The organism is Cupriavidus sp. GW821-FHT07C08 (genome assembly GCF_059419025.1).
On record NZ_JBWKQZ010000005.1, the window covers coordinates 25,384 to 43,644 of the forward strand.

General features: G+C 68.9%; 16 protein-coding genes. 7 read left to right on the plus strand and 9 right to left on the minus strand.

What is annotated here, in order from left to right; all coding sequences use genetic code 11:
* Positions 1–30: 30 nt before the first annotated feature.
* Together fur and AC07UK_RS08450 are read left to right on the plus strand one after the other, a co-directional pair.
* On the plus strand, positions 31–519 hold the full coding sequence (gene fur, locus AC07UK_RS08445; RefSeq protein WP_494685825.1) for a ferric iron uptake transcriptional regulator: 489 nt from the start codon (positions 31–33) through the stop codon (positions 517–519).
* Positions 520–547: 28 nt separating this feature from the next.
* The gene (locus AC07UK_RS08450; protein WP_010814037.1) at positions 548–811 is read left to right on the plus strand and encodes a hypothetical protein; all 264 of its coding nucleotides are present in this window, start codon (positions 548–550) and stop codon (positions 809–811) included.
* 10 nt (positions 812–821) lie between these two features.
* On the opposite strand, the gene AC07UK_RS08455 is transcribed toward AC07UK_RS08450, so the two are convergent.
* The gene (locus tag AC07UK_RS08455; protein ID WP_494685826.1) at positions 822–1,751 is read right to left on the minus strand and encodes a DMT family transporter; all 930 of its coding nucleotides are present in this window, start codon (positions 1,749–1,751) and stop codon (positions 822–824) included.
* 539 nt (positions 1,752–2,290) lie between these two features.
* Between AC07UK_RS08455 and AC07UK_RS08460 the strand changes: the two genes are divergently transcribed.
* Positions 2,291–2,614: a PadR family transcriptional regulator gene (locus AC07UK_RS08460; protein ID WP_041228506.1), complete on the plus strand. Its 324-nt coding sequence runs from the start codon at positions 2,291–2,293 to the stop codon at positions 2,612–2,614.
* A gap of 82 nt (positions 2,615–2,696) precedes the next feature.
* On the opposite strand, the gene AC07UK_RS08465 is transcribed toward AC07UK_RS08460, so the two are convergent.
* The 4 genes from AC07UK_RS08465 to AC07UK_RS08480 all read right to left on the minus strand — a co-directional run bounded on the left by AC07UK_RS08465 (position 2,697) and on the right by AC07UK_RS08480 (position 10,029).
* A complete protein-coding gene (locus AC07UK_RS08465) occupies positions 2,697–3,725 on the minus strand; it encodes a putative 2-aminoethylphosphonate ABC transporter substrate-binding protein (protein ID WP_494685827.1) in 1,029 nt (342 codons plus the stop codon).
* A gap of 61 nt (positions 3,726–3,786) precedes the next feature.
* Positions 3,787–5,514 carry a putative 2-aminoethylphosphonate ABC transporter permease subunit gene (locus AC07UK_RS08470; RefSeq protein WP_494685828.1) on the minus strand — a complete coding sequence of 576 codons (1,728 nt, stop codon included), beginning with the start codon at positions 5,512–5,514 and terminating at the stop codon, positions 3,787–3,789.
* Positions 5,511–6,605: a putative 2-aminoethylphosphonate ABC transporter ATP-binding protein gene (locus tag AC07UK_RS08475; RefSeq protein ID WP_436224452.1), complete on the minus strand. Its 1,095-nt coding sequence runs from the start codon at positions 6,603–6,605 to the stop codon at positions 5,511–5,513. Before AC07UK_RS08475 ends, AC07UK_RS08470 begins: the two co-directional genes overlap by 4 nt.
* A gap of 166 nt (positions 6,606–6,771) precedes the next feature.
* Positions 6,772–10,029, minus strand: coding sequence for a bifunctional diguanylate cyclase/phosphodiesterase (locus AC07UK_RS08480; RefSeq protein ID WP_494685829.1), 3,258 nt, complete (start codon positions 10,027–10,029; stop codon positions 6,772–6,774).
* A gap of 292 nt (positions 10,030–10,321) precedes the next feature.
* On the opposite strand from AC07UK_RS08480, the gene AC07UK_RS08485 reads away from it, so the two are divergent.
* Positions 10,322–12,313 carry a sensor domain-containing diguanylate cyclase gene (locus AC07UK_RS08485; protein WP_494685830.1) on the plus strand — a complete coding sequence of 664 codons (1,992 nt, stop codon included), beginning with the start codon at positions 10,322–10,324 and terminating at the stop codon, positions 12,311–12,313.
* An 18-nt stretch (positions 12,314–12,331) separates the two neighbouring features.
* Here AC07UK_RS08485 and AC07UK_RS08490 read toward each other — a convergent pair whose 3' ends face one another.
* Positions 12,332–12,706 carry a hypothetical protein gene (locus tag AC07UK_RS08490; RefSeq protein WP_010814047.1) on the minus strand — a complete coding sequence of 125 codons (375 nt, stop codon included), beginning with the start codon at positions 12,704–12,706 and terminating at the stop codon, positions 12,332–12,334.
* Between the two features lie 322 nt (positions 12,707–13,028).
* Here AC07UK_RS08490 and AC07UK_RS08495 point away from each other — a divergent pair, with 322 nt between their 5' ends.
* Complete coding sequence (locus tag AC07UK_RS08495; RefSeq protein WP_013951814.1) at positions 13,029–13,379, plus strand: four-helix bundle copper-binding protein; 351 nt, start codon at positions 13,029–13,031, stop codon at positions 13,377–13,379.
* Here the strand turns inward: AC07UK_RS08495 and AC07UK_RS08500 are convergent.
* On the minus strand, positions 13,376–14,266 hold the full coding sequence (locus AC07UK_RS08500; RefSeq protein ID WP_494685831.1) for a LysR family transcriptional regulator: 891 nt from the start codon (positions 14,264–14,266) through the stop codon (positions 13,376–13,378). The two genes, AC07UK_RS08495 and AC07UK_RS08500, sit on opposite strands and share 4 nt — an antisense overlap.
* Before the next feature lie 134 nt (positions 14,267–14,400).
* On the opposite strand from AC07UK_RS08500, the gene fumC reads away from it, so the two are divergent.
* On the plus strand, positions 14,401–15,807 hold the full coding sequence (gene fumC, locus AC07UK_RS08505; protein ID WP_013951812.1) for a class II fumarate hydratase: 1,407 nt from the start codon (positions 14,401–14,403) through the stop codon (positions 15,805–15,807).
* Between the two features lie 61 nt (positions 15,808–15,868).
* Here the strand turns inward: fumC and AC07UK_RS08510 are convergent, their stop codons facing one another.
* Complete coding sequence (locus AC07UK_RS08510; RefSeq protein WP_436224456.1) at positions 15,869–16,639, minus strand: ferredoxin--NADP reductase; 771 nt, start codon at positions 16,637–16,639, stop codon at positions 15,869–15,871.
* 262 nt (positions 16,640–16,901) lie between these two features.
* Here AC07UK_RS08510 and AC07UK_RS08515 point away from each other — a divergent pair, with 262 nt between their 5' ends.
* Positions 16,902–17,651: an SDR family oxidoreductase gene (locus AC07UK_RS08515; protein ID WP_436224457.1), complete on the plus strand. Its 750-nt coding sequence runs from the start codon at positions 16,902–16,904 to the stop codon at positions 17,649–17,651.
* 23 nt (positions 17,652–17,674) lie between these two features.
* On the opposite strand, the gene AC07UK_RS08520 is transcribed toward AC07UK_RS08515, so the two are convergent.
* Positions 17,675–18,013: a hypothetical protein gene (locus AC07UK_RS08520; protein WP_436224458.1), complete on the minus strand. Its 339-nt coding sequence runs from the start codon at positions 18,011–18,013 to the stop codon at positions 17,675–17,677.
* Positions 18,014–18,261 lie beyond the last annotated feature (248 nt).

Sequence of the window (18,261 nt, forward strand, 5' to 3'; positions counted from 1 at the left end):
GCGCCGCCCTGCGCGCGGGGCGCCAGCCGCATGCCAATGCCTTCCGCCATGTCATTCGAGAGCACAAACCCGATCCATCTCAAGCGCGCCGGCCTGAAGGCCACCTCGCCGCGCATGCGGATCCTTGAAGTGTTCCGCACCAGCGCCCGGCGCCACCTGAGCGCCGAAGACGTCTACCGCATCCTGCTGACGCAGGACGAGGACGTGGGACTATCCACGGTATATCGCGTGCTCAACCAGCTGGTGCAGGCCGACATCCTGCTGCGGCACAGCTTCGAGTCCGACCACGCCGTGTTCGAACTCAACGAAGGCGGCCATCATGACCACCTGATCTGCGTTGCCTGCGGCCGCGTGGAGGAATTCCGCGACGAAAGCATCGAGCAGCGCCAGCGCCAGGTAGCCGCCGACAACGCCTTTGTTTTGCGCGAGCACATGCTGGTGCTGTACGGCGTCTGCCCGCAATGCCGGGCCGGCGCCAATGAGGCCGAGCCCACGCCGGAGCTGCCCGCCCGGGCGTAAGCTCGCCGCGCACCTGACGGAGCCATCCATGGAGCGCCTGAACAAGCCCCTGTCCGAACTCAAACGCCTGATCAACCTGTGCCTGCGGCAGGAGCCCGGCTGCCACGACTGCCAGCTGCGCGCGGTCTGCGTGCACCGGCCCGACCACACCGGCTGCAACTGGAGCGCCGAAGTCGACTTCCCCGAACGCAGCGAAGCCGACGCCGTGCGCCACCTGCGCCAGGCACGCCGTGTGGTGATGATGGTGCGCGAGCAGTACAACGTGGCAGCGGGCACGGCGGCACAGGCCTGAACCCGCAGTTTCAACGTTTGACCGCAACACCACCTGCCGCACTGGCGCCCTGCTCGACCCCCGCCACCGGCCGCAACACCAGCCACACCGCCACCCCGATCAGCGCACCACCCGCCGCGTGCGCCCACGACAGTGCCTCGCCCAGGAACAGCGCGCCCCAGACGATGCCGAACGGCGGGATCAGGAAGGTGACGCTCAGCGAGCGCACCGGGCCCAGGTCGGCGATCAGGCGGTAGTACAGGATGTAGGCCAGCGCCGTGCACAGCACGCCCAGCCCCAGCATGGCCGCCCACACGCCGGCGCCGGCAGCGGGCAGCGTGTTGTGGCGCCACAGCGCGGCGAGGCAGAAGGGCAGCAGGAACACGGTGGCGCCGACCATGCTGCCGGCGGCGACCAGCCGGCTGTCCAGCCCGCCGCGCTGCGTGATCCAGCGCCGCGCGAGAAAGCCGGACAGGCCGTAGCAGGCGGTGGCCAGCAGGCAGGCCAGCGCGCCCAGCAGCACGTCGGCCGAGAACGCCACCGGTCCGGTGCGGGTCAGCACCGCGACGCCCGCCACGCCCAGCAGCACGCCCGCGGCCTTGGCGCGCGTGAGCCGTTCGGAAAACGCCAGCGCGCCGATCAGCACGCCCATCAGCGGGGTCATGGCATTGAACACGGCCGAATAACCGGCCGGCAGCCACAGCGCGGCGATGGCGTACATGACAAACGGGATGCCGGAATTGACCACGCCCAACGCCAGCACCGCCGGCCATTTGCCCTGCATATCCCAGCGCAGGTTCAGCAGCGGCAGGCATGCCGCCAGCGTGAGCGCGCCGATCAGCACCCGGGCGAAGGCGGTCGGCATCGGTCCCAGCACTGGCACGCCGATGCGGATAAACAGGAAACTGGCGCCCCAGATGGCGGCCAGGGCAAGCAAGCGGGCGAGATCGGCGGGTTTCATCGGGGGAACCGGGAGGCGCCGTGCAAGCCGGCGCAGGTTGAGGGGTTGCCGCGATTGGACGCCTGTGCAGTGCATACCGCAAGCCGGATTCGGACCTGTGCCCGCCGTCGCCACGATGGCGACCCGCTTTCCGCCTAGGAATTTAAGTGATGTTGACTGATCTACGACATGTTTGAGCGCCGTTCTCGGCACAATGTCGCGAAAACTCGTCACTTTTCTTACCAGAGCCTTTCATCATCACCCCACGCTGGAGGGGGCGCTGTTACCGACGCGTGACAAGCCGCCTTCGATTAAATTAAACTCTGGTCTGCGCCAGAGTTAATTGACCCCTCCGACGCATTCCCGACAAGCCGCCAGGGCTCCTGGCGGCTTCTTTTTTTGTCCGAACGGGTAAAATGCGCCTTTCCCGGCGCATCGCGCACTGCCAGTCCGACAGGATGACAGGCTGCCGCGCCGCCGGCGTCACAACGCCCGCAAACCCCGAGCTCCGGACGGCGCCTGCGTCAACCGGCGCGGCGCCTGCCGCGTTGCCAGTCCACATGAAACGACAGTTCCTGGGCCTGCTGGCCCGCGTCTACGTCCTGCAATTTGCGCTCGAAGTCCCGGCTACGGTGGCGATGCTTGCCGACATGTTGCTGGAATACGGCTTCCAGGTCGATATCGGCTCAGTGCGCCCGTTGCTGCGCGCCCTGCAAATGGAAGGCTATCTGGAAAGCGTGCTGCGCGACGGCATCGGCCGGGTCTACCTGCTGACCGAGCGCGGCCGCGAAGAACTGCAGGCCAGCCGCAAGCGCATCGACGATCTCTACCGCCGCCTGCACGCCGGCCAGCCGGCCACCGACGAAGTGCCGCGTCTGGCCTGATCCGGCCAGGGCGGCCGCCTCGGCGCGGGGAGCGTACCCGTTTCTGCGGGCCGCCCCCTCGCCGCCAGGCGCGCCTTATGCCTTACTTCTTCTCCGCCTTCCCTTCGTAGCGCTTGCTCCATTCAGCCAGGATGCGGTCGCGGTTGTCGCTCGCCCAGCGGAAGTCGTTCTTGATCAGGCGCTTCTCGTAGTCGGCGGGCAGCAGCGCGTCGGGCCTGGCAATGCCGGGCACGGCCAGCACGGCAAAGTTTTTCTCATACAGCGCCATCGCTTCGCGCGAGGCCGAGAAGTCCGCCAGCTTGCGCGCGGCGTCCAGGTTCTTGCTGCCCTTGACGATGGCGGTGGCCTCGATGTCCCAGCCCAGGCCTTCGCTCGGCAGCACGATATCGATCGGCGCGCCTTCCTTCTTCGACTTCATGGCACGGTACTCAAACGCAATGCCGATCGGGAACTCGCCCTGCGCGGCCATCTTGCACGGCTTGGAGCCCGAGTGCGTGTACAGGCCGATGTTCTTGTGCAGGGCATCCATGTACTGCCAGCCCTTCTGCTCGCCCATCATCTGCAGCCAGGCGCTGACATCGAGGAAGCCCGTGCCCGACGAGGCCGGGTGCGGCATCACCACCTTGCCCGCGTAGATCGGCTTGGTCAGGTCGGCCCACGAGGTCGGCTTGGGCAGGCCCTGCTTCTGCGCCTCCACGGTGTTGAAGCAGATCGCCGCGCCCCACACGTCCATGCCGACCCATGCCGGCGGGTTGGCCGGGCTGCGGTACTTGGCATCGATTGCGGCCAGGTTCTTCGGCGCATACGGGTCGAGCATGCCTTCCTTGTCCAGGATGGCCAGGCTGGAACCGGCCAGGCCCCACACCGCGTCGGCGCGCGGCGCGGCCTTTTCCGCGAGCAGCTTGGCGGTGACGATGCCGGTGGAGTCGCGCACCCACTTGATTTCGATATCGGGATGCACCTCCTCGAACGCGGCCTTGTAGGCGGCGATCTGGTCGGCTTCGAGCGCGGTATAGACCGTCAGCACGGTGGCGGCGCTGGCGTTGCCGGCCAGCATCGGCAGGGCGGCCGCGGCGGCAAGCGCCGCGACAAGGTTGGTGATGCGGGACATGGTTTCTCCTTGGGTTCGGTCAGTGTTCCGGAATGCAGGGGTACGGCGAATCGGGCAAAGGTCAGCCGGCGCGCCAGCGTTGCGCGCGGCGCAGCCAGCCGGCCGAGACCGCGTGCAGCAGCAAGGCCGCCAGCACCGAGGTCAGCAGGATCAGCGTCGACATCGCGGCAGCGGGCGCGGTGTCGCCGGCATCGTCCATGTTCAGCACCGAGATCGCGGCCAGCACGGTGTCGGGGCTGTACAGGAAGATCACCGCCGAGACCGTGGTCATCGACGACACGAAGAGGTAGCGGAAGATATCGAGCAGTGCCGGCAGGCACACCGGCACGGTCACGCGCCAGCATGTCACCAGCGGCGCCACCCCGAGCGACAGCGCCGCGGCCTCGAACTCGTTATCTAGCTGGCGCAGCGCCGCGGCCGCGGTCAGGTGGCCGGTGGTGTAGCAGTGCGCCACGTTGCACAGCACCAGCAGCGCCATGGTGCCGTACAGCGCGTGCAGCGGATTGCCGGGCGCGTTGAAGAAGAACACATAGCCCAGGCCCAGCACCAGCCCCGGCACCGCCATCGGCAACAGGAAGCCCGCGCGCAGCACGCCGTGCAGCCAGGCCGGGCCGCGCGTGCGCAGCGTCAGCCAGGCGCCCAGGAAGATTGCCGCCGTGCCCGCCAGCGCGGTCAGCGCCGACAGCTTCAGGCTGTTGCGGTAGGCCAGCCAGCCGCCGCCGTCCATGTTGTCGAAGTCGTAATGCGCCAGCGTCAGGCCCAGGTTGTACGGCCACAGCTTGACCAGCGACGCACCCACCGCGGTGGCGATCACTGCCAGCAGCGCGGCACTGACCAGCGCCACCAGCAGCAGGCACGCGCCGTCGCGGCCGCGCTCGGGCGCCGGCACATACACCTGCGCGCGGCTGCCCATCTGTGTGCGCTGGCGCTGCTGGATTGCCATGTCCACGGCAAAGGTCAGCAGCGCCGGCGCCAGCAGCAGCATGCCGATCAGCGCGCCACGGTCAAACTGCTGCTGGCCAACCACTGCCTTGTACGCTTCCAGCGCCAGCACCGGATAACCGCCGCCCACCACCTTGGGTACGCCAAAGTCCGTGATCACCAGCGTCAATACCAGGCAGGCGGCGGCGAACAGGCCCTGGCGCGCGCCCGGCAGCGTGACCGTGCAGAAGGTGCGCCAAGGGCTGGCGCCCATCACGCGCGCCGCTTCATAGAGGCGCGCATCGGCCAGCGACAGCGTCGCCACCAGCACCATCAGCGCATGCGGGAAGGTGTAGAAGGCCTCGCCCAGCACGATGCCCCAGAAGCCATAGATGCCGCCCTGCCCGAAGGCGCCGCGAAAGATGCCCTGATTGCCGAACAGGTAGACCAGCGCGATCGCCGGCAGCAGCGACGGCGCAAACAGCGGCAGCAGCGCAATGCCGCGCCACAGCGGCCGCAGCGCGATGCAGGAACGCTGCAGCGCATAGGCAAAGCCAAATGCCAGCGGCACCACCAGCGCCACCACCGCCAGCGACACCGCCACGCTGCGGCCGAGCATCGGCAGGAAGTTGGGGCTGGTCACCAGCGCCGCCATGCGCGCGCCCAGCGCCCATTGGCCCGCCGCATCGAACCATGCCTGACGGAACAGCGCCAGCAACGGCAGCAGCAAGCCGACGGCCAGCCCGGCCAGCCAGATCCACTTCATCGCGGCCGGGGCACCGTGCGCCAGCCGGGAGGCCAGGCCGGTGCCGCGCAGCGATGCTGCCTGCGTATCCGCGGGCAGGACGACAGCAACCGCGCGCATCATGCAAACACCCGCAACGCCTGCGCGGGCAGCGCAATCCAGAACTTGTGGCCGCCCGCGTCGGGCAGCCGGTGCCGCGCCTCGCGCGCCACGTCGGCAAACAGGGTCAGCCCCGGCAGGCGGTCCGCTTCCAGCGCCAGCCGGTAGCGGTTGCCAAGGTAGGTCTGGTCGACCACGCGCGCCAGCAGCCGGTTGGGCTCGGCGTGATCCGGGTCCAGCCGCACCGCTTCCGGGCGGCAGCACAGCCGGCCGGCGGATGCCGCAGGCTGCGGCGAGTCAACCAGGAAATCGACGGCCTGGCCGCCCTCGCCAACGGTGAAGCGCCCCGCCTGCGCGCTGCGCCCCGGCAGCCAGTTGGCCTGCCCGACAAAACCGGCGACAAAGGCCGATGCCGGCTGCTCATAGATCTCGGCGGGGGTGCCGGCCTGCACGATGCGACCGCCGTCCATCACGGCAATGCGGTCGGCCATGGTCATGGCCTCTTCCTGGTCGTGGGTGACCATCACGGTGGTGATGTTCAGGCGCCGCTGCAGCTGGCGCAGCTCCAGCCGCAGGTGTTCGCGCACGCGCGCGTCGAGCGCCGACATCGGTTCATCGAGCAACAGCAGCGAAGGCGCCGGCGCCAGCGCACGGGCCATCGCCACGCGCTGCTGCTGACCACCGGAGAGCTGGCCCGGGAACTTGCGCTCGCTGCCGGCCAGGCCGACCAGGCCGAGCATCTCGGCCACGCGCGCGTCGCGGTGCGTGCGTCCCATGCCGCGCCCGTGCAGGCCATAGGCCACGTTCTGCGCCACGGTCAGGTTGGGAAACAGCGCGTAGGACTGGAACAGGATGCCGTAGTCGCGTGCCTGCGGCGGCAACCCGGTCAGCTCACGCGCGCCGGCATGGATGCGTCCTGCGTCCTCGCGCTCAAGTCCCGCGATGATGCGCAGCAGCGTGGTCTTGCCGCAGCCGGACGGGCCCAGCAGGCACAGCAGCTCGCCCTGCCCGACCGACAGCGACACGCCGTCCAGCGCCACGAAGCTGCCAAAGCGCTTGCTGACCTGCTCCACCGCCAGGAACGCCCGGCCCTCCCCGGACTTGCCTGCCTGCATGACCGAATCTCCGCAATCTCAATTGAATCGGTCGCCAGCATAGGCAGCGCAGATGCCAGCCGTGTGGCAGATCGGCAAAGTATTTCGATGGAGGTATCGGGGGATTTGAGATGGGGCAGCGGCACGGGGGGCCCGCCGGCAAGTTAGGAATGGTGCCCCTGGGCGACTATGACTCGCGCAGCGCAGTGGCGCCCGCAGACGTGGGGGTCGGCGCTCGAATCCCCTTTTCCAGGGTCTCCCGCAGCACCTCGTGCGGTACCGCCTGGCTGAACAGGAATCCCTGCAGCCCGTCGCACCCCTGCGCCCTCAGGAACTCGAACTGGGCCGCCGTCTCCACCCCTTCGGCAATCACCTTGAGGTGCAGCTGGTGGCCCAGCGCGATGATCGCCGCGGCCACCGCCTGGTCGTGGCCGGGCGTGGCCACGTCGTCGACAAAGGATTTGTCGATCTTGAGCCGGCTGATTGGCAGCCGGGTCAGGTAATTGAGCCCGGAATAGCCGGTGCCGAAGTCGTCGATCGACAGCCCCACGCCCAGTTCGCGCAGCCGGCGGAAGGTCTCGATGGTGGTGTCGCCGCCGTCGACCAGGATGCCTTCAGTGACCTCGATCACCAGCCCCTGCGGCGGCAGGCCGGCCTGCTGCAGGCAGTGCGCCACGGTATCGGGGAAGTTGGCCTGGCGCAGCTGCAGCGGCGAGATATTGACCGCGACCTCGATCTCGCTGCCCAGCGCCTGGCGCAGCGCCTGGATTTCGCGGCAGGCGGTGGCCAGGGTCCATTCGCCCAGCGGCGCCACCAGGCCGCTCTGCTCGGCGATGGGGATGAACTCGGCCGGCTGCATGGCGCCGCGTTCCGGGGTGTTCCAGGTAATCAGCGCCTCGACGCCGGTGATGGCCAGCGTCGCGGCATCCACGATCGGCTGGTAGCGCAGCCGGAACTCATCGCGGGCGAGCGCGCGCCGCAGCAGCCCTTCGATGGTGAAGCGCGCCAGCGAGGCCTCGGCCATGGCGCTGGCAAAGCGGCGCAACTGCGCGCGCCCGTCGTGCTTGGCGGCGTAGACGGCCGAATCGGCAGCCTTGAGCAGCTCGGTCAGGCTATCGCCATCGTCCGGGAAGATCGCCATGCCGATCGACGGCGTCACGCGCAGGCGCTGGCCGCCGGCCTGCAGTTCTTCATTGACGCGCACCTGGATCTTGGCGGCAATCAGCTCGGCTTCGGTGTCGTGGCGCAGGCCGCCCAGCACCACGCCGAATTCATCGCCGCCCATGCGCGCCACCAGGTCGCCCTGTCGTACCGTGCCCTTGAGGCGGTCGGCCATGGTGCGCAGCACGTCGTCGCCAACCGGGTGGCCGAGCGAGTCGTTGATGTGCTTGAAATGGTCCAGGTCGAGCAGCAGCAGGGCCACGCGCTCGCCGTGGCTGCGCGCGTGCAGCAGCAGCGCCTGCGCGCGCTCGCTCAGCTCGGCGCGGTTGGGCAGGCCGGTCAGCGGGTCGTGCAGCGCCAGGTGTCGGATGTACTCGTCGACGCGCAGGCGCTCGGTCAGGTCGTAGCCGATGGCCTGGTAGCCAGGCGATGGCGCGGGCCGGTGCACATCGGCACCATCGGCACCATCGGCTGGACCGGCTGGCGCTGCGTCGGCGGCCGCTGCCTCGATGGGCGCCGGCAAGGCGAACACCGCCAGTTGCACCGGCATGCGCGAGCCGCCCTTGCGCACCCAGGTCCATTCGCGCTCGTCAGTCAGGCCAAGCCGTGCCTTGGCCACCAGGGCGGGCAGCCCCGGTGGCACCGGCTCGCCCAGTTCGCCACTGAGCATGCGGGCATGGTCGGCCAGTTCGTCGGCAATATGCAGGCCGGTCATGTGCATGTGCCCGACCAGCTCCGCGGCGTTGTACCAGAGCATGCGCTGGCCAGCCGCATTGATGCCGGTGATCAGCCCGTCCTCATCGAAGGTGATCACGCAGAAGGCGGCATGGTCGAGCAGCCCGGCATAGCGCGCGGCCTGCACCGCGGCGGCCTGCTGGGCGCGCCGTTCCGGCTCCAGGTCCGTGACCGCCCACAGCCAGTGCGCGGTGTCGCCGTCGGCCACAGGCAGGCGCGCGGCGCTGGCGCGCAGCGCGAAGCGGCTGCCGTCCGCGCGCACGCCCGCCAGTTCACGGTGGGCCTCGGCCCCGGCCGCAGCGCCGCTGGGGACTACGCCGGTGGCGCCGGGTACCAGGGTGTCCAGGCTGCGCCCGGCCAGCGCCGCCGGATCGGCGCCGAACAGCCGCCCCGCCCGCTCGCTCGCGCGTACCACCACGCCCTGTGCATCGGCCAGCAGGAAGCCGTCGGCCGACTGCGCCATGCACGCCTGCAACATGGCGTTGTCATCCTCCCAGGCATGGACGGCCTGCGCTTCGCGCTGGCGCGCGGCGCGGCCCTGGCGTGCCAGTGCATGGGTGAGCCACGCCAGCAGCAGCGTGGCCAGCGTGCCCGCGGCCAGCACCAGGTATGCCTGCCGCGGGCCATGCGCGGCTTCGAAGGCGGGGCGCGTGGCGCCTCGCAGCGTCCAGGTGACGCCGCCATACTGGAGCTGGCGCTCGCCCTGCAGCAGCGCGGCACTGCCGTCCTCGCGGCGCTCGCCCTCGGTCGGCCCGCCGGACAGCATCGGCCCGTGCGCGGCCGGGGAGCCCTCATACAGCGACAGCTCCAGTTCCGCCGCCGCCGGGGCTCCGACCGCGCGCATCAGGTCGCCCAGGCGCAGCGACACGTAGACATAGCCGAGCACAGCCTGGCGCCGCTGCGCCACCGTGCTGACCGCCGCCTCGCCGGCGTAGACCGGCAGGAATATCAGCGCGCCGTGCTGGCGCTGCGCCGCCTCGGCTTCGCGGACCTGTGCCAGGCCGGGCGTGAGCCGCGGTTCGCCGCTGTCGCGGGCGGCTTCCAACGTCGCCCGGCGCGTCGGCTCGGACAGCATGTCAAAGCCGGCGGCGCGCGTGTTGCGCCCGTCCAGCGGTTCGATATAGAAGATCGGTGCGTACAGGTCGCGCGTGCCGCCGGGATGAATGTCGTAGTCGGCAAGGCCATCGGCACGGGCGGCGTGCACCAGCTGCGGCACCCGCTGCAACGGCGTGAGCGGCGCGTAGCCGATCGACTGGGTGCCGGCGGGCAGGTCGTCGAGCTGGGCGGTATAAAGATAGTCGCGCCACTGCGCGCGCGAGGTGTCGGGGTTGGCGGTCAGCATGGCGGCCACGCCGCGCAGCAGGCGTTCGTTCTCCAGCATGCGCTCGCGCAGCGAGCTGCCGGCCTGTCCCAGCAGCGCGTCGAAATGCTGCTGCGCCTCGCGGCGCTCGAGCCGCTCCGCCTGCAGCCATGCCCCTGCCGTCAACAGCGCGCCGCCGGCCGCGACCAGCAATGACAACAAGGCAGGGGAAAGCGAAGTCAGTCTCATGGTCGATCTGTTCCGGCATGCAGCAGGGGCATGCCGTCTGCGTGGACGTGCCTTCGCATTAACGGGGGACTATACCGTGGCACAGGCAGCCCGCACACCCCCGCCGGGGATGAACCCGTTCGGGGGAAAGACCGCATGCCCCCCCACGGCGGGGTATGGTAGGGTTCCACCGGAGATGCCCCCAAGTACGCGACAGTCCGCGTCACTAGTGTCCTGTTCCGTAGTTAACTTGCCAAAATTTCATGGCAAGGCATTTGCGGAACAGGACACTAACGCCCCAACTGCGCTCTACATGCCCGTCTACACACCCACGCTGAAAGCGCGCATTGCGATCATCACCACCGTGCTGGCCGCGGTATTCGGCACCGGCATTGTACTGACCGCCCTGTACGATGCCCACCGCGACCTGCACGATGTGCTGCAGGTCCAGCAGGATTCCGTCGTCAAGCTGACCGCCAGCCAGCTCGACACCGCCATGAGCGACCGAATCGTGCTGCTCTCGCACCAGGCTGCGCAACTCAGCGGCCTGCTGGCGCAGGCGCACGGCGCGCAAGCCGCCGCGGTGCGCGAGCGGGCGCTGGATGCGCTGTCTGCAGCGATCCCGGTGCCGGCCGCGTTCAACGCGCTGCTGGTTGCCGACATGCAAGGCAACATCGTCAGCAACCGCGGCAGCGGGGCGGACATTGGCGACCGCAGCTATTTCCGCGAGGCCGCCCGCTCGCTCGCGCCCGTGGTGTCGCCGCCCATCCGTTCGCGCACCAACGGCCAGATGGGGGTGATGGTGGCGGTGCCGGTGCTGGCGCCAAACCAGGCCTTCGTCGGCCTGGTGGGCGGCTGGCTGGACCTGTCCAGCGCCAACTTCCTGGTCGAGATCCTGCACAACCGCCTCGGCACTACCGGCTACTACTGCCTGGTGTCGGCCGGCCCCGAGCCGGTCTACATCCGCCATCCCGATCCCGCGCAGGCGCGCCAGCCGGCGCAGGCCGTGGCCGATACCTGCGGCGAGGATGACAGCGCCGCGCCGCTGGAATTCCTCACGCCGGCGCGGCCGGTGATCGCGCGCTACCTGATGTCGAGCACCGGCTGGGAACTGGTGGCGCTGCTGCCCGCGCGCGAGGCCTACGCACCGCTGCACCAGATGCAGCAGCGCTTCCTGGGCATGGCCGGGGTGGCCATGGCGGCGGTGGCCCTGCTGATCTGGCTGGCGGTGCGGCGCCAGCTGGCGCCGCTGGCGCGCCTGCACAAGGTGGTGCAGGCCAGCGCCAACGACCTGTCCGCGTTCGAGCGGCTGCCGACACGGCAGCAGCGCGACGAGATCGGCGACGTGACGCGCGCCTTCATCAAGCTGATGCGCGACGTGCGCGAGCGCCGCCACGCGCTGGACCGCAGCGAACGGCGCCTGCGCGCGGTGACCGACACGCTGCCGTCGCTGCTGGCCTTTATCGGCACCGATGAGCGCTATGTGTTCAACAACCAGGCCTACGAGCGTGTCTTCGGCCTGAAGCCGGAGGAACTGCGCGGCAGGCACGTGCGCGAGATCCTGGGCGAGGCCCGCTACGCGCGCGTGCAGCCATTCATGCAGCGCGCGCTGGCGGGCACTGCGGTGACCTTCGAAACCGAAGACAGCGACCCCGAATACCACTGCATGGAGAGCAGCCTGCGCCCGGAATGGAGCGCCGACGGCAGCGAGGTGGTGGGCGTGCATATCCACGTGCAGGACATCACGCAGCGCAAGCTGGAAACGCAGCGCCTGGCGCGCATGTCGCGCACCGACCACTTGACGCAGCTAATGAACCGCAGCGCATTCGAGGGCCAGCTGCAAGCGGCTATGATGCGCAGCCGCGAGCATGGCACGCTGATGGCCCTGCTGTACCTGGACATGGACCGCTTCAAGGCCGTCAACGATATTCACGGCCACGCCGCCGGCGACCAGCTGCTGCAGACCTTTGCCCAGCGCGTGCGCCGCTGCGTACGCGAGCGCGACACCGTCGCGCGGCTGGGTGGCGACGAGTTCGCGGTGGTGCTCGAAGACATGACCCAGCCCGCCGCGGCACGCCGCGTGGCGCAAGCCATCCTGCAGGCAATGGACGAGCCCTTCGACTTCGAGGGCGTGTCCGCCGACGTGGATGTCAGCATCGGCGTGGCGCTCTACAACGGCGGCCCGGCGCAGGACCGCGAACTGATGCGGCTGGCGGACGTGCTGCTATACCGCGTCAAGGGCGCGGGCCGCGGGCGCTATGAGATCGGCCCGCCGGAACTGGCGGGCGAGCTCAGCGCGCAGTAGGCAGCCCCGGCCGAGGGCTCAGTGGATGGTGCCACCGGGCTTGTCCGACGCCGCGCCGCCGGCCCCCTCGGGCTCGAACGGCACGTGGCGGCCATCGCTGGACTGGTAGCCCAGCTGCGCATCGGCGCCCAGCATCTTCTCCCACGCGATCATGGCCTGGGCCACCGCATCGGGCGCGCCCTTGAACACCACCACGTCGTTGCCGCAGCCGGGGCATTCGCCGCCGAACACGGCATCGATGCCGGGCAGGCCCGGCACGTCGAGTGCATCGAATTGCGCGAACGCGGTCTTGCAGTGCCCGCAGACCAGCTGGGCGGGGCGCAAGGCCTCGATCTTTGCGCGTGCCTGTGCCGCACGCTCCTCGGGGGTACCCCGCCGTTTTGCCTCGCCCATGATGTGCCTTCCTTCCCCGTGCTGCCGGTGTGTGTTTGCATCGGCCCCGCCAGTGCGGCGGAACCGTGCCTGTTAGATGCGCAATGCGGGCTGGTGGTGCCCGGCCATTGTCGCAGGTGACGGCCGCGTTGCGTGCGCGCGGTCGCCGATCTGCTGCGCTCAGATGGCATTGTAACCAGCGCGGCGCAGCAAATACCGGGCCGACAGGAACCGCCAGCGCCTGCTATTGTGGATAACGATGCCCCGTGCGCGTGCCGATGCGCCGCTTCCGGCACCGTGGGCATGCTGGTCCCATCCACCTACCCCCGAAGGAGGACGTTCCATGATCCGACCCACCGTGCAGGAAAACGCCGCCCGCTACGCCGACTGCATTGCCGCCTGCAATGCCGCAGCCGCTGCCGCACTCAAGTGCGCCGCGGCCTGCCTGGAAGAACAGGACGTGCGCAAGATGGCGCGCTGCATCGCGCTGGACATGGATTGCGCCGGCATCGCCCAGCTGGCCGCGTCCTACATGCTGCGCAACAGCGAGTTCGCGCCGCTGGTGTGTGAAGACTGCGCCGAAGTCTGCAAGTGGTGCAAGGAGGAATGCGAGCACCATGACAACGAGCACTGCCAGGATTGCGCCCGCGCCTGCGCAGCCTGCATGGAGCAGTGCCTGAAGATGACGGCTTAGCGGTCCCAGCCCGATTCCTGCTGCCCCTGCGGCGGTTCGGCCAGCGCGACGAAGGCATCGATCAGCCTGGCGCCGCGCCGCTCGCGCAGGCAGTAGAGATACTCGTGCAGGCAGGGCGAGGCATCGGTGAAGCCCAGCACGCGCAGGTCCGGATGGCTCGGCACCTCGTGCCGGGCAATCACCGATACGCCCAGGTTGCGTATCACCGCCTCGCGGATCGACTCCCGGCTGCCGATCTCCATCTGCGCGGCGGGGCTCACGCGCGCCTGCGCCAGCATGTCTTCGGTGGCGATGCGCGTGGTCGACCCGAGCTCGCGCATCAGCAGGCGGCAGCCCGCCAGCGCACTGACGGCCACTTCGGTGTGCCCGGCCAGCGCATGGGTGCGGTGCACCACCAGCATCAGCGGATCCACGCCCAGCAGCACGCGCGACAGGCGCGCATCGTCCACCCGCTGCGACGAGGTGGCGATATCGACACGGTATTCCTGCAGTGCTTCCAGCACGTCCTGCGAATTGCCGGTCACCACGCTGACATCGATGGCGGGAAAGCGCTCGCTGAAGCCGCGGATCAGCTCCAGCACATAGTAGGGCGCGGTCGCGCCCACGCGCAGGCTGCCGGTGCGCAGGTCGCCCGAATGGCGCAAGAAGAAATCGATCTCGGTTTCCTGCTGCACCAGCGCCTCGACGCGCGGCAGCAATGCCAGCCCCGCGTCTGACAGCGCCAGGCGGCGCCCGCCGCGGTGGAACAGCTCGACCCCGTAGGCTTCTTCCAGCGCGCGGATCTGCACGGTGATGGTGGGCTGCGACAGGCCCAGGCGCTTGGCGGCCTGCGTGACGCTGCCAATGCGGGCCACCATGAAGAAGGACTTGAGCTGGGCGATGAGCATGCGGCCGAGGGATGTCGCTAAGGGCAAGGCAAGGCGGCGGGCGCCTGGGCGCCGGCCGCGGTGAAGCGGTATTCTAATGGACTGCACCAGGCCACCCGGCCCAACCGTCCGCTGCCTTGCATAGGAGTCTGCCCATGTCTGCCCCGTCCACCTCCGCCACCCGCATCGAGAAAGACAGCCTGGGCGACGTGCCCGTGCCCGCCGATCACCTGTGGGGGGCGCAGACCGAGCGCTCGCGCCAGAACTTCCGCATCGGCAACGAGAAGATGCCGCCGGCACTGATCGAGGCCTTCGCCATCCTGAAGCTGTGCGCGGCGCGCGCCAACGGCGAGCTTGGCGTGCTCAAGCCCGAACTGGCGCACGCGATCGAACAGGCCGCGACCGAAGTCATCGAAGGCCGCTGGCCCGATGAGTTCCCGCTGTCGGTCTGGCAGACCGGGTCCGGCACGCAGACCAACATGAACCTGAACGAGGTCATCGCGAACCGCGCCATTCAGTTGCTGGGCGGCAAGGTCGGCAGCAAGACGCCGGTGCACCCCAACGACCACGTCAACGCCAGCCAGTCTTCCAATGACAGCTTCCCCACCGCGATGCATATCGCCGCCACGCGCGCGATCCAGCAGGAACTGCTGCCGGCACTGGAGCAGCTGCAGCAGACCTTCGCGCGCAAGGTGGAAGCCTTTGCCGATATCGTCAAGGTGGGCCGCACCCACCTGCAGGATGCCGTGCCGCTGACGCTGGGGCAGGAGTTCTCGGGCTACATGACGCAAGTGGCCGATGCGCAATCGCGCCTGCAGCAGGCCATGCTGCGCGCGATGCCGGTGGCGCAGGGCGGCACCGCGGTAGGCACCGGCCTGAACGCCCCGCACGGCTTCGCCGCGGCCTTCGCACGGGCGCTGGCCGACTACACGGGCCTGCCGTTCGAGCCCGCGCCCAACCGCTATGCGCTGCAAGCCTCGCACGATGCGCTGGCCGACCTGTCCGGCGCGCTCAGCACCACGGCGTCGTCGTTCCTGAAGATTGCGCGCGACTTCATGCTGCTGGGCTCAGGGCCACGCGCCGGCTTTGCCGAGCTGGTGCTGCCGGCCAACGAGCCGGGCTCATCGATCATGCCGGGCAAGGTCAACCCGACCCAGGCCGAGGCGCTGGCGATGGTGTGCTGCCGCGTGATCGGCAACCACACCACGGTGACGCTGGCCAACGGGCTGGGCACGCTGGAGCTGAACGCCTACAAGCCGGTGATCATCTACAGCCTGCTGCAGTCTGTGAGCCTGCTGGCCGGTGCCGCGTCGAGCTTTGCCGAGCATATGGTCGAAGGCGTCGAGGCCGACCGCGAACGCATCGCCGAACTGCTGGAGCGTTCGCTGATGCCGGTGACCGCGCTCAATCCGCATATCGGCTACGACAAGGCCGCGGAGATCGCCAAGCTGGCGGTCAAGCGCAACCTGTCGCTGCGCGAGGCGGCGATTGCGTCGGGGCATGTCACCGAGGCGCAGTTTGCAGAGTGGATCGACCTGAAGGGGATGACGCGGGAGGTGTAGCTGGGGGTGTAGCAGAGATGTGCCCCGGCACGGAACCGATCCGCGCCGGGGCAGGCCGGCCTCAGCCGACGAAGGCCTTCTCCAGCACGAAATGGCCGGGATGGCTCATATTGCCTTCGGCAAAGCCGCGCCCTTCCAGGATGCCGCGGACGTCCTTGAGCATGTCAGGGCTGCCGCACAGCATGATGCGGTCGTTCTCCAGCGAGAACGGCTCCACGCCCAGGCGCTCGAACAGCTCGCCGGAGGCGATCAGGTCGGTGATGCGGCCGCGGTTGTCGAATTCTTCGCGCGTCACGGTCGGGAAGTACACCAGCTTTTCGCGCACCAGATCGCCCAGGTGCTCGTGCTGTGGCAGGTGTTCCTGGATCAGTTCGCGGTAGGCCAGTTCTTCCACGAAGCGGCAGGTGTGCGTCAGCACGACCTTGTCGTAGCGTTCGTAGACCTCCGGATCGCGGATGATCGACAGGAACGGGGCCAGGCCGGTGCCGGTGGCCAGCAGCCACAGCGTCTTGCCGGGCTGCAGGTTGTCCACCAGCAGCGTGCCGGTCGGCTTCTTGCCGACGAAGATCTGGTCGCCCTCGCGCAGGTGCTGCAGGCGCGAGGTCAGCGGGCCATCGGGCACCTTGATGCTGAAGAATTCCAGCGTTTCCTCATAGTTGGCGCTGGCGATGCTGTAGGCGCGCAGCAGCGGGCGGCCGTTCACTTCCAGCCCGACCATGGCGAACTGGCCATTTTCAAAGCGAAAACCAGGGTCGCGCGTGCAGGTGAAGCTGAAAAGGGTGTCGGTCCAGTGATGGACGGAGAGGATGGATTGCTGGTTCAGGTTGCTCATGGCGAAACGCGGGATACAGCGGCAGGATGCAGCGCCAAAGACGGCTGGAAAGGAAGAATCTTAACGCATGCCTGGGGGCGGCGCAGGCGGAGCCTGCAACGCCAGCGCGGGATTTCCGGGATGTGCAATGCGGTGCGGCGCATGCGGCACGCCCGATATTATTGAGAAATTCTGGCTAATCAAATTGATTTCCGCACATTTATCCAAATACAGCCAACATCCATCATGAGGTCATCCTCCCTTTGCTCCCAAGGAAACTGCCATGACCTCCACCCCAGCAATCTCCCGCCGCGCCGCGCTCGTCACCGGCGCCTCCCGCGGCATCGGCCGCGCTATCGCGCTGCGGCTGGCCGCCGACGGCTTCGACGTGGCCATTGGCTACGCCGGCAACGCCGCCCGGGCCGAAGAGACGGTGGCGGCGGCGCGCGAGTCCGGCGTCAATGCCATCGCCATCCAGGGCGATGTGGCGCAGGCGCCAGACGTGGCACGGCTGTTCGATGCCGCGCAGCAGGCGTTCGGCCGGCTAGACGTGGTCGTCAACAGCGCCGGCATCATGCAGATGGCGCCGGTTGCGCCGGCCAGCCTGGACGCCTTCGAGCAGACCATCGCCACCAACCTGCGCGGCGCTTTCCTGGTGCTGGGCGAGGCCGCCGCGCGGCTGGGCGAAGGCGGACGCATCATTGCGCTGTCGACCAGCGTGATCGCGCGCTCCTTCCCCGGATACGGTCCGTATATCGCCGCCAAGGCAGGCGTGGAAGGGCTGGTGCGGGTCCTGGCCAACGAACTGCGCGGGCGCGGCATCACCGTCAATGCGGTAGCGCCGGGGCCGGTCGCGACCGAACTGTTCCTCGATGGCAAATCGGAAGCGCAGGTGGCGCAGCTGTCCAAAGTGGCGCCGCTGGAGCGGCTGGGCACGCCCGAGGACATTGCCGCGGCGGTGTCATTCCTGGCCGGGCCGGATGGGGCGTGGGTCAATGCTCAGGTGATGCGCGTGAACGGGGGCTTTGCCTGAGCAGTTGCCCGCCGGGCCAGCAATCAGCCCCCCGGCGTCGGCCCTGACAGATCGCAGCGCTGGCGCGCCAGCGCGTCGCGCGAGTAGCCGTGGCGCACGCGCAGCTGGTGCTCGACGGCGTCGGCCTGGTCCAGGCAGGCGAACACCAGGTCGTCCTTTACGCGCTGCGAAACGCCCTTGAGGCGCGGCGCTTCATACGCGACCTGGCGCGCGCGGCAGCGCAGGAACAGCAGCGTTTCCTGCGAGGCTGTGATCAGTTGTTCGTGCTCGATCCGCTTGCATTCGACCAGGTCCTGGGCAGGGGCGCTGGCGGCGGCAAAGAGCAAAGGCAGGCACAGCCATCGACGCAACGAGCGGTGCATGGCAAACGGGGGGCGCGGTAGGCCAGTTGAGGGTCCGGCTCGCATCATTGCCCAGACCCGCGCACAGTGCAAGCCGCAGCGCACGCAACACCCTGTTGTGGCCGGGCGCCAGACGGGCCGCAGCCGGATTCAGTGTCCAGTCACATGGACAATCGCCCGCAAACCCTGATGGCTGCGTCGACCGGTCGGCCTATGCTGCACCGCAGCACATCCAAGGGGTGGGCAGCCCCGGCGGATCGGGCTACGCT

Coding starts and splice junctions, on each gene's coding strand:
- fur (WP_494685825.1), top strand. CDS start 31: ATGCCAATGCCTTCCGCCATGTCATTCGAGAGCACAAACCCGATCCAT.
- AC07UK_RS08450 (WP_010814037.1), top strand. CDS start 548: ATGGAGCGCCTGAACAAGCCCCTGTCCGAACTCAAACGCCTGATCAAC.
- AC07UK_RS08455 (WP_494685826.1), bottom strand. CDS start 1,751: ATGAAACCCGCCGATCTCGCCCGCTTGCTTGCCCTGGCCGCCATCTGG.
- AC07UK_RS08460 (WP_041228506.1), top strand. CDS start 2,291: ATGAAACGACAGTTCCTGGGCCTGCTGGCCCGCGTCTACGTCCTGCAA.
- AC07UK_RS08465 (WP_494685827.1), bottom strand. CDS start 3,725: ATGTCCCGCATCACCAACCTTGTCGCGGCGCTTGCCGCCGCGGCCGCC.
- AC07UK_RS08470 (WP_494685828.1), bottom strand. CDS start 5,514: ATGATGCGCGCGGTTGCTGTCGTCCTGCCCGCGGATACGCAGGCAGCA.
- AC07UK_RS08475 (WP_436224452.1), bottom strand. CDS start 6,605: ATGCAGGCAGGCAAGTCCGGGGAGGGCCGGGCGTTCCTGGCGGTGGAG.
- AC07UK_RS08480 (WP_494685829.1), bottom strand. CDS start 10,029: ATGAGACTGACTTCGCTTTCCCCTGCCTTGTTGTCATTGCTGGTCGCG.
- AC07UK_RS08485 (WP_494685830.1), top strand. CDS start 10,322: ATGCCCGTCTACACACCCACGCTGAAAGCGCGCATTGCGATCATCACC.
- AC07UK_RS08490 (WP_010814047.1), bottom strand. CDS start 12,706: ATGGGCGAGGCAAAACGGCGGGGTACCCCCGAGGAGCGTGCGGCACAG.
- AC07UK_RS08495 (WP_013951814.1), top strand. CDS start 13,029: ATGATCCGACCCACCGTGCAGGAAAACGCCGCCCGCTACGCCGACTGC.
- AC07UK_RS08500 (WP_494685831.1), bottom strand. CDS start 14,266: ATGCTCATCGCCCAGCTCAAGTCCTTCTTCATGGTGGCCCGCATTGGC.
- fumC (WP_013951812.1), top strand. CDS start 14,401: ATGTCTGCCCCGTCCACCTCCGCCACCCGCATCGAGAAAGACAGCCTG.
- AC07UK_RS08510 (WP_436224456.1), bottom strand. CDS start 16,639: ATGAGCAACCTGAACCAGCAATCCATCCTCTCCGTCCATCACTGGACC.
- AC07UK_RS08515 (WP_436224457.1), top strand. CDS start 16,902: ATGACCTCCACCCCAGCAATCTCCCGCCGCGCCGCGCTCGTCACCGGC.
- AC07UK_RS08520 (WP_436224458.1), bottom strand. CDS start 18,013: ATGCACCGCTCGTTGCGTCGATGGCTGTGCCTGCCTTTGCTCTTTGCC.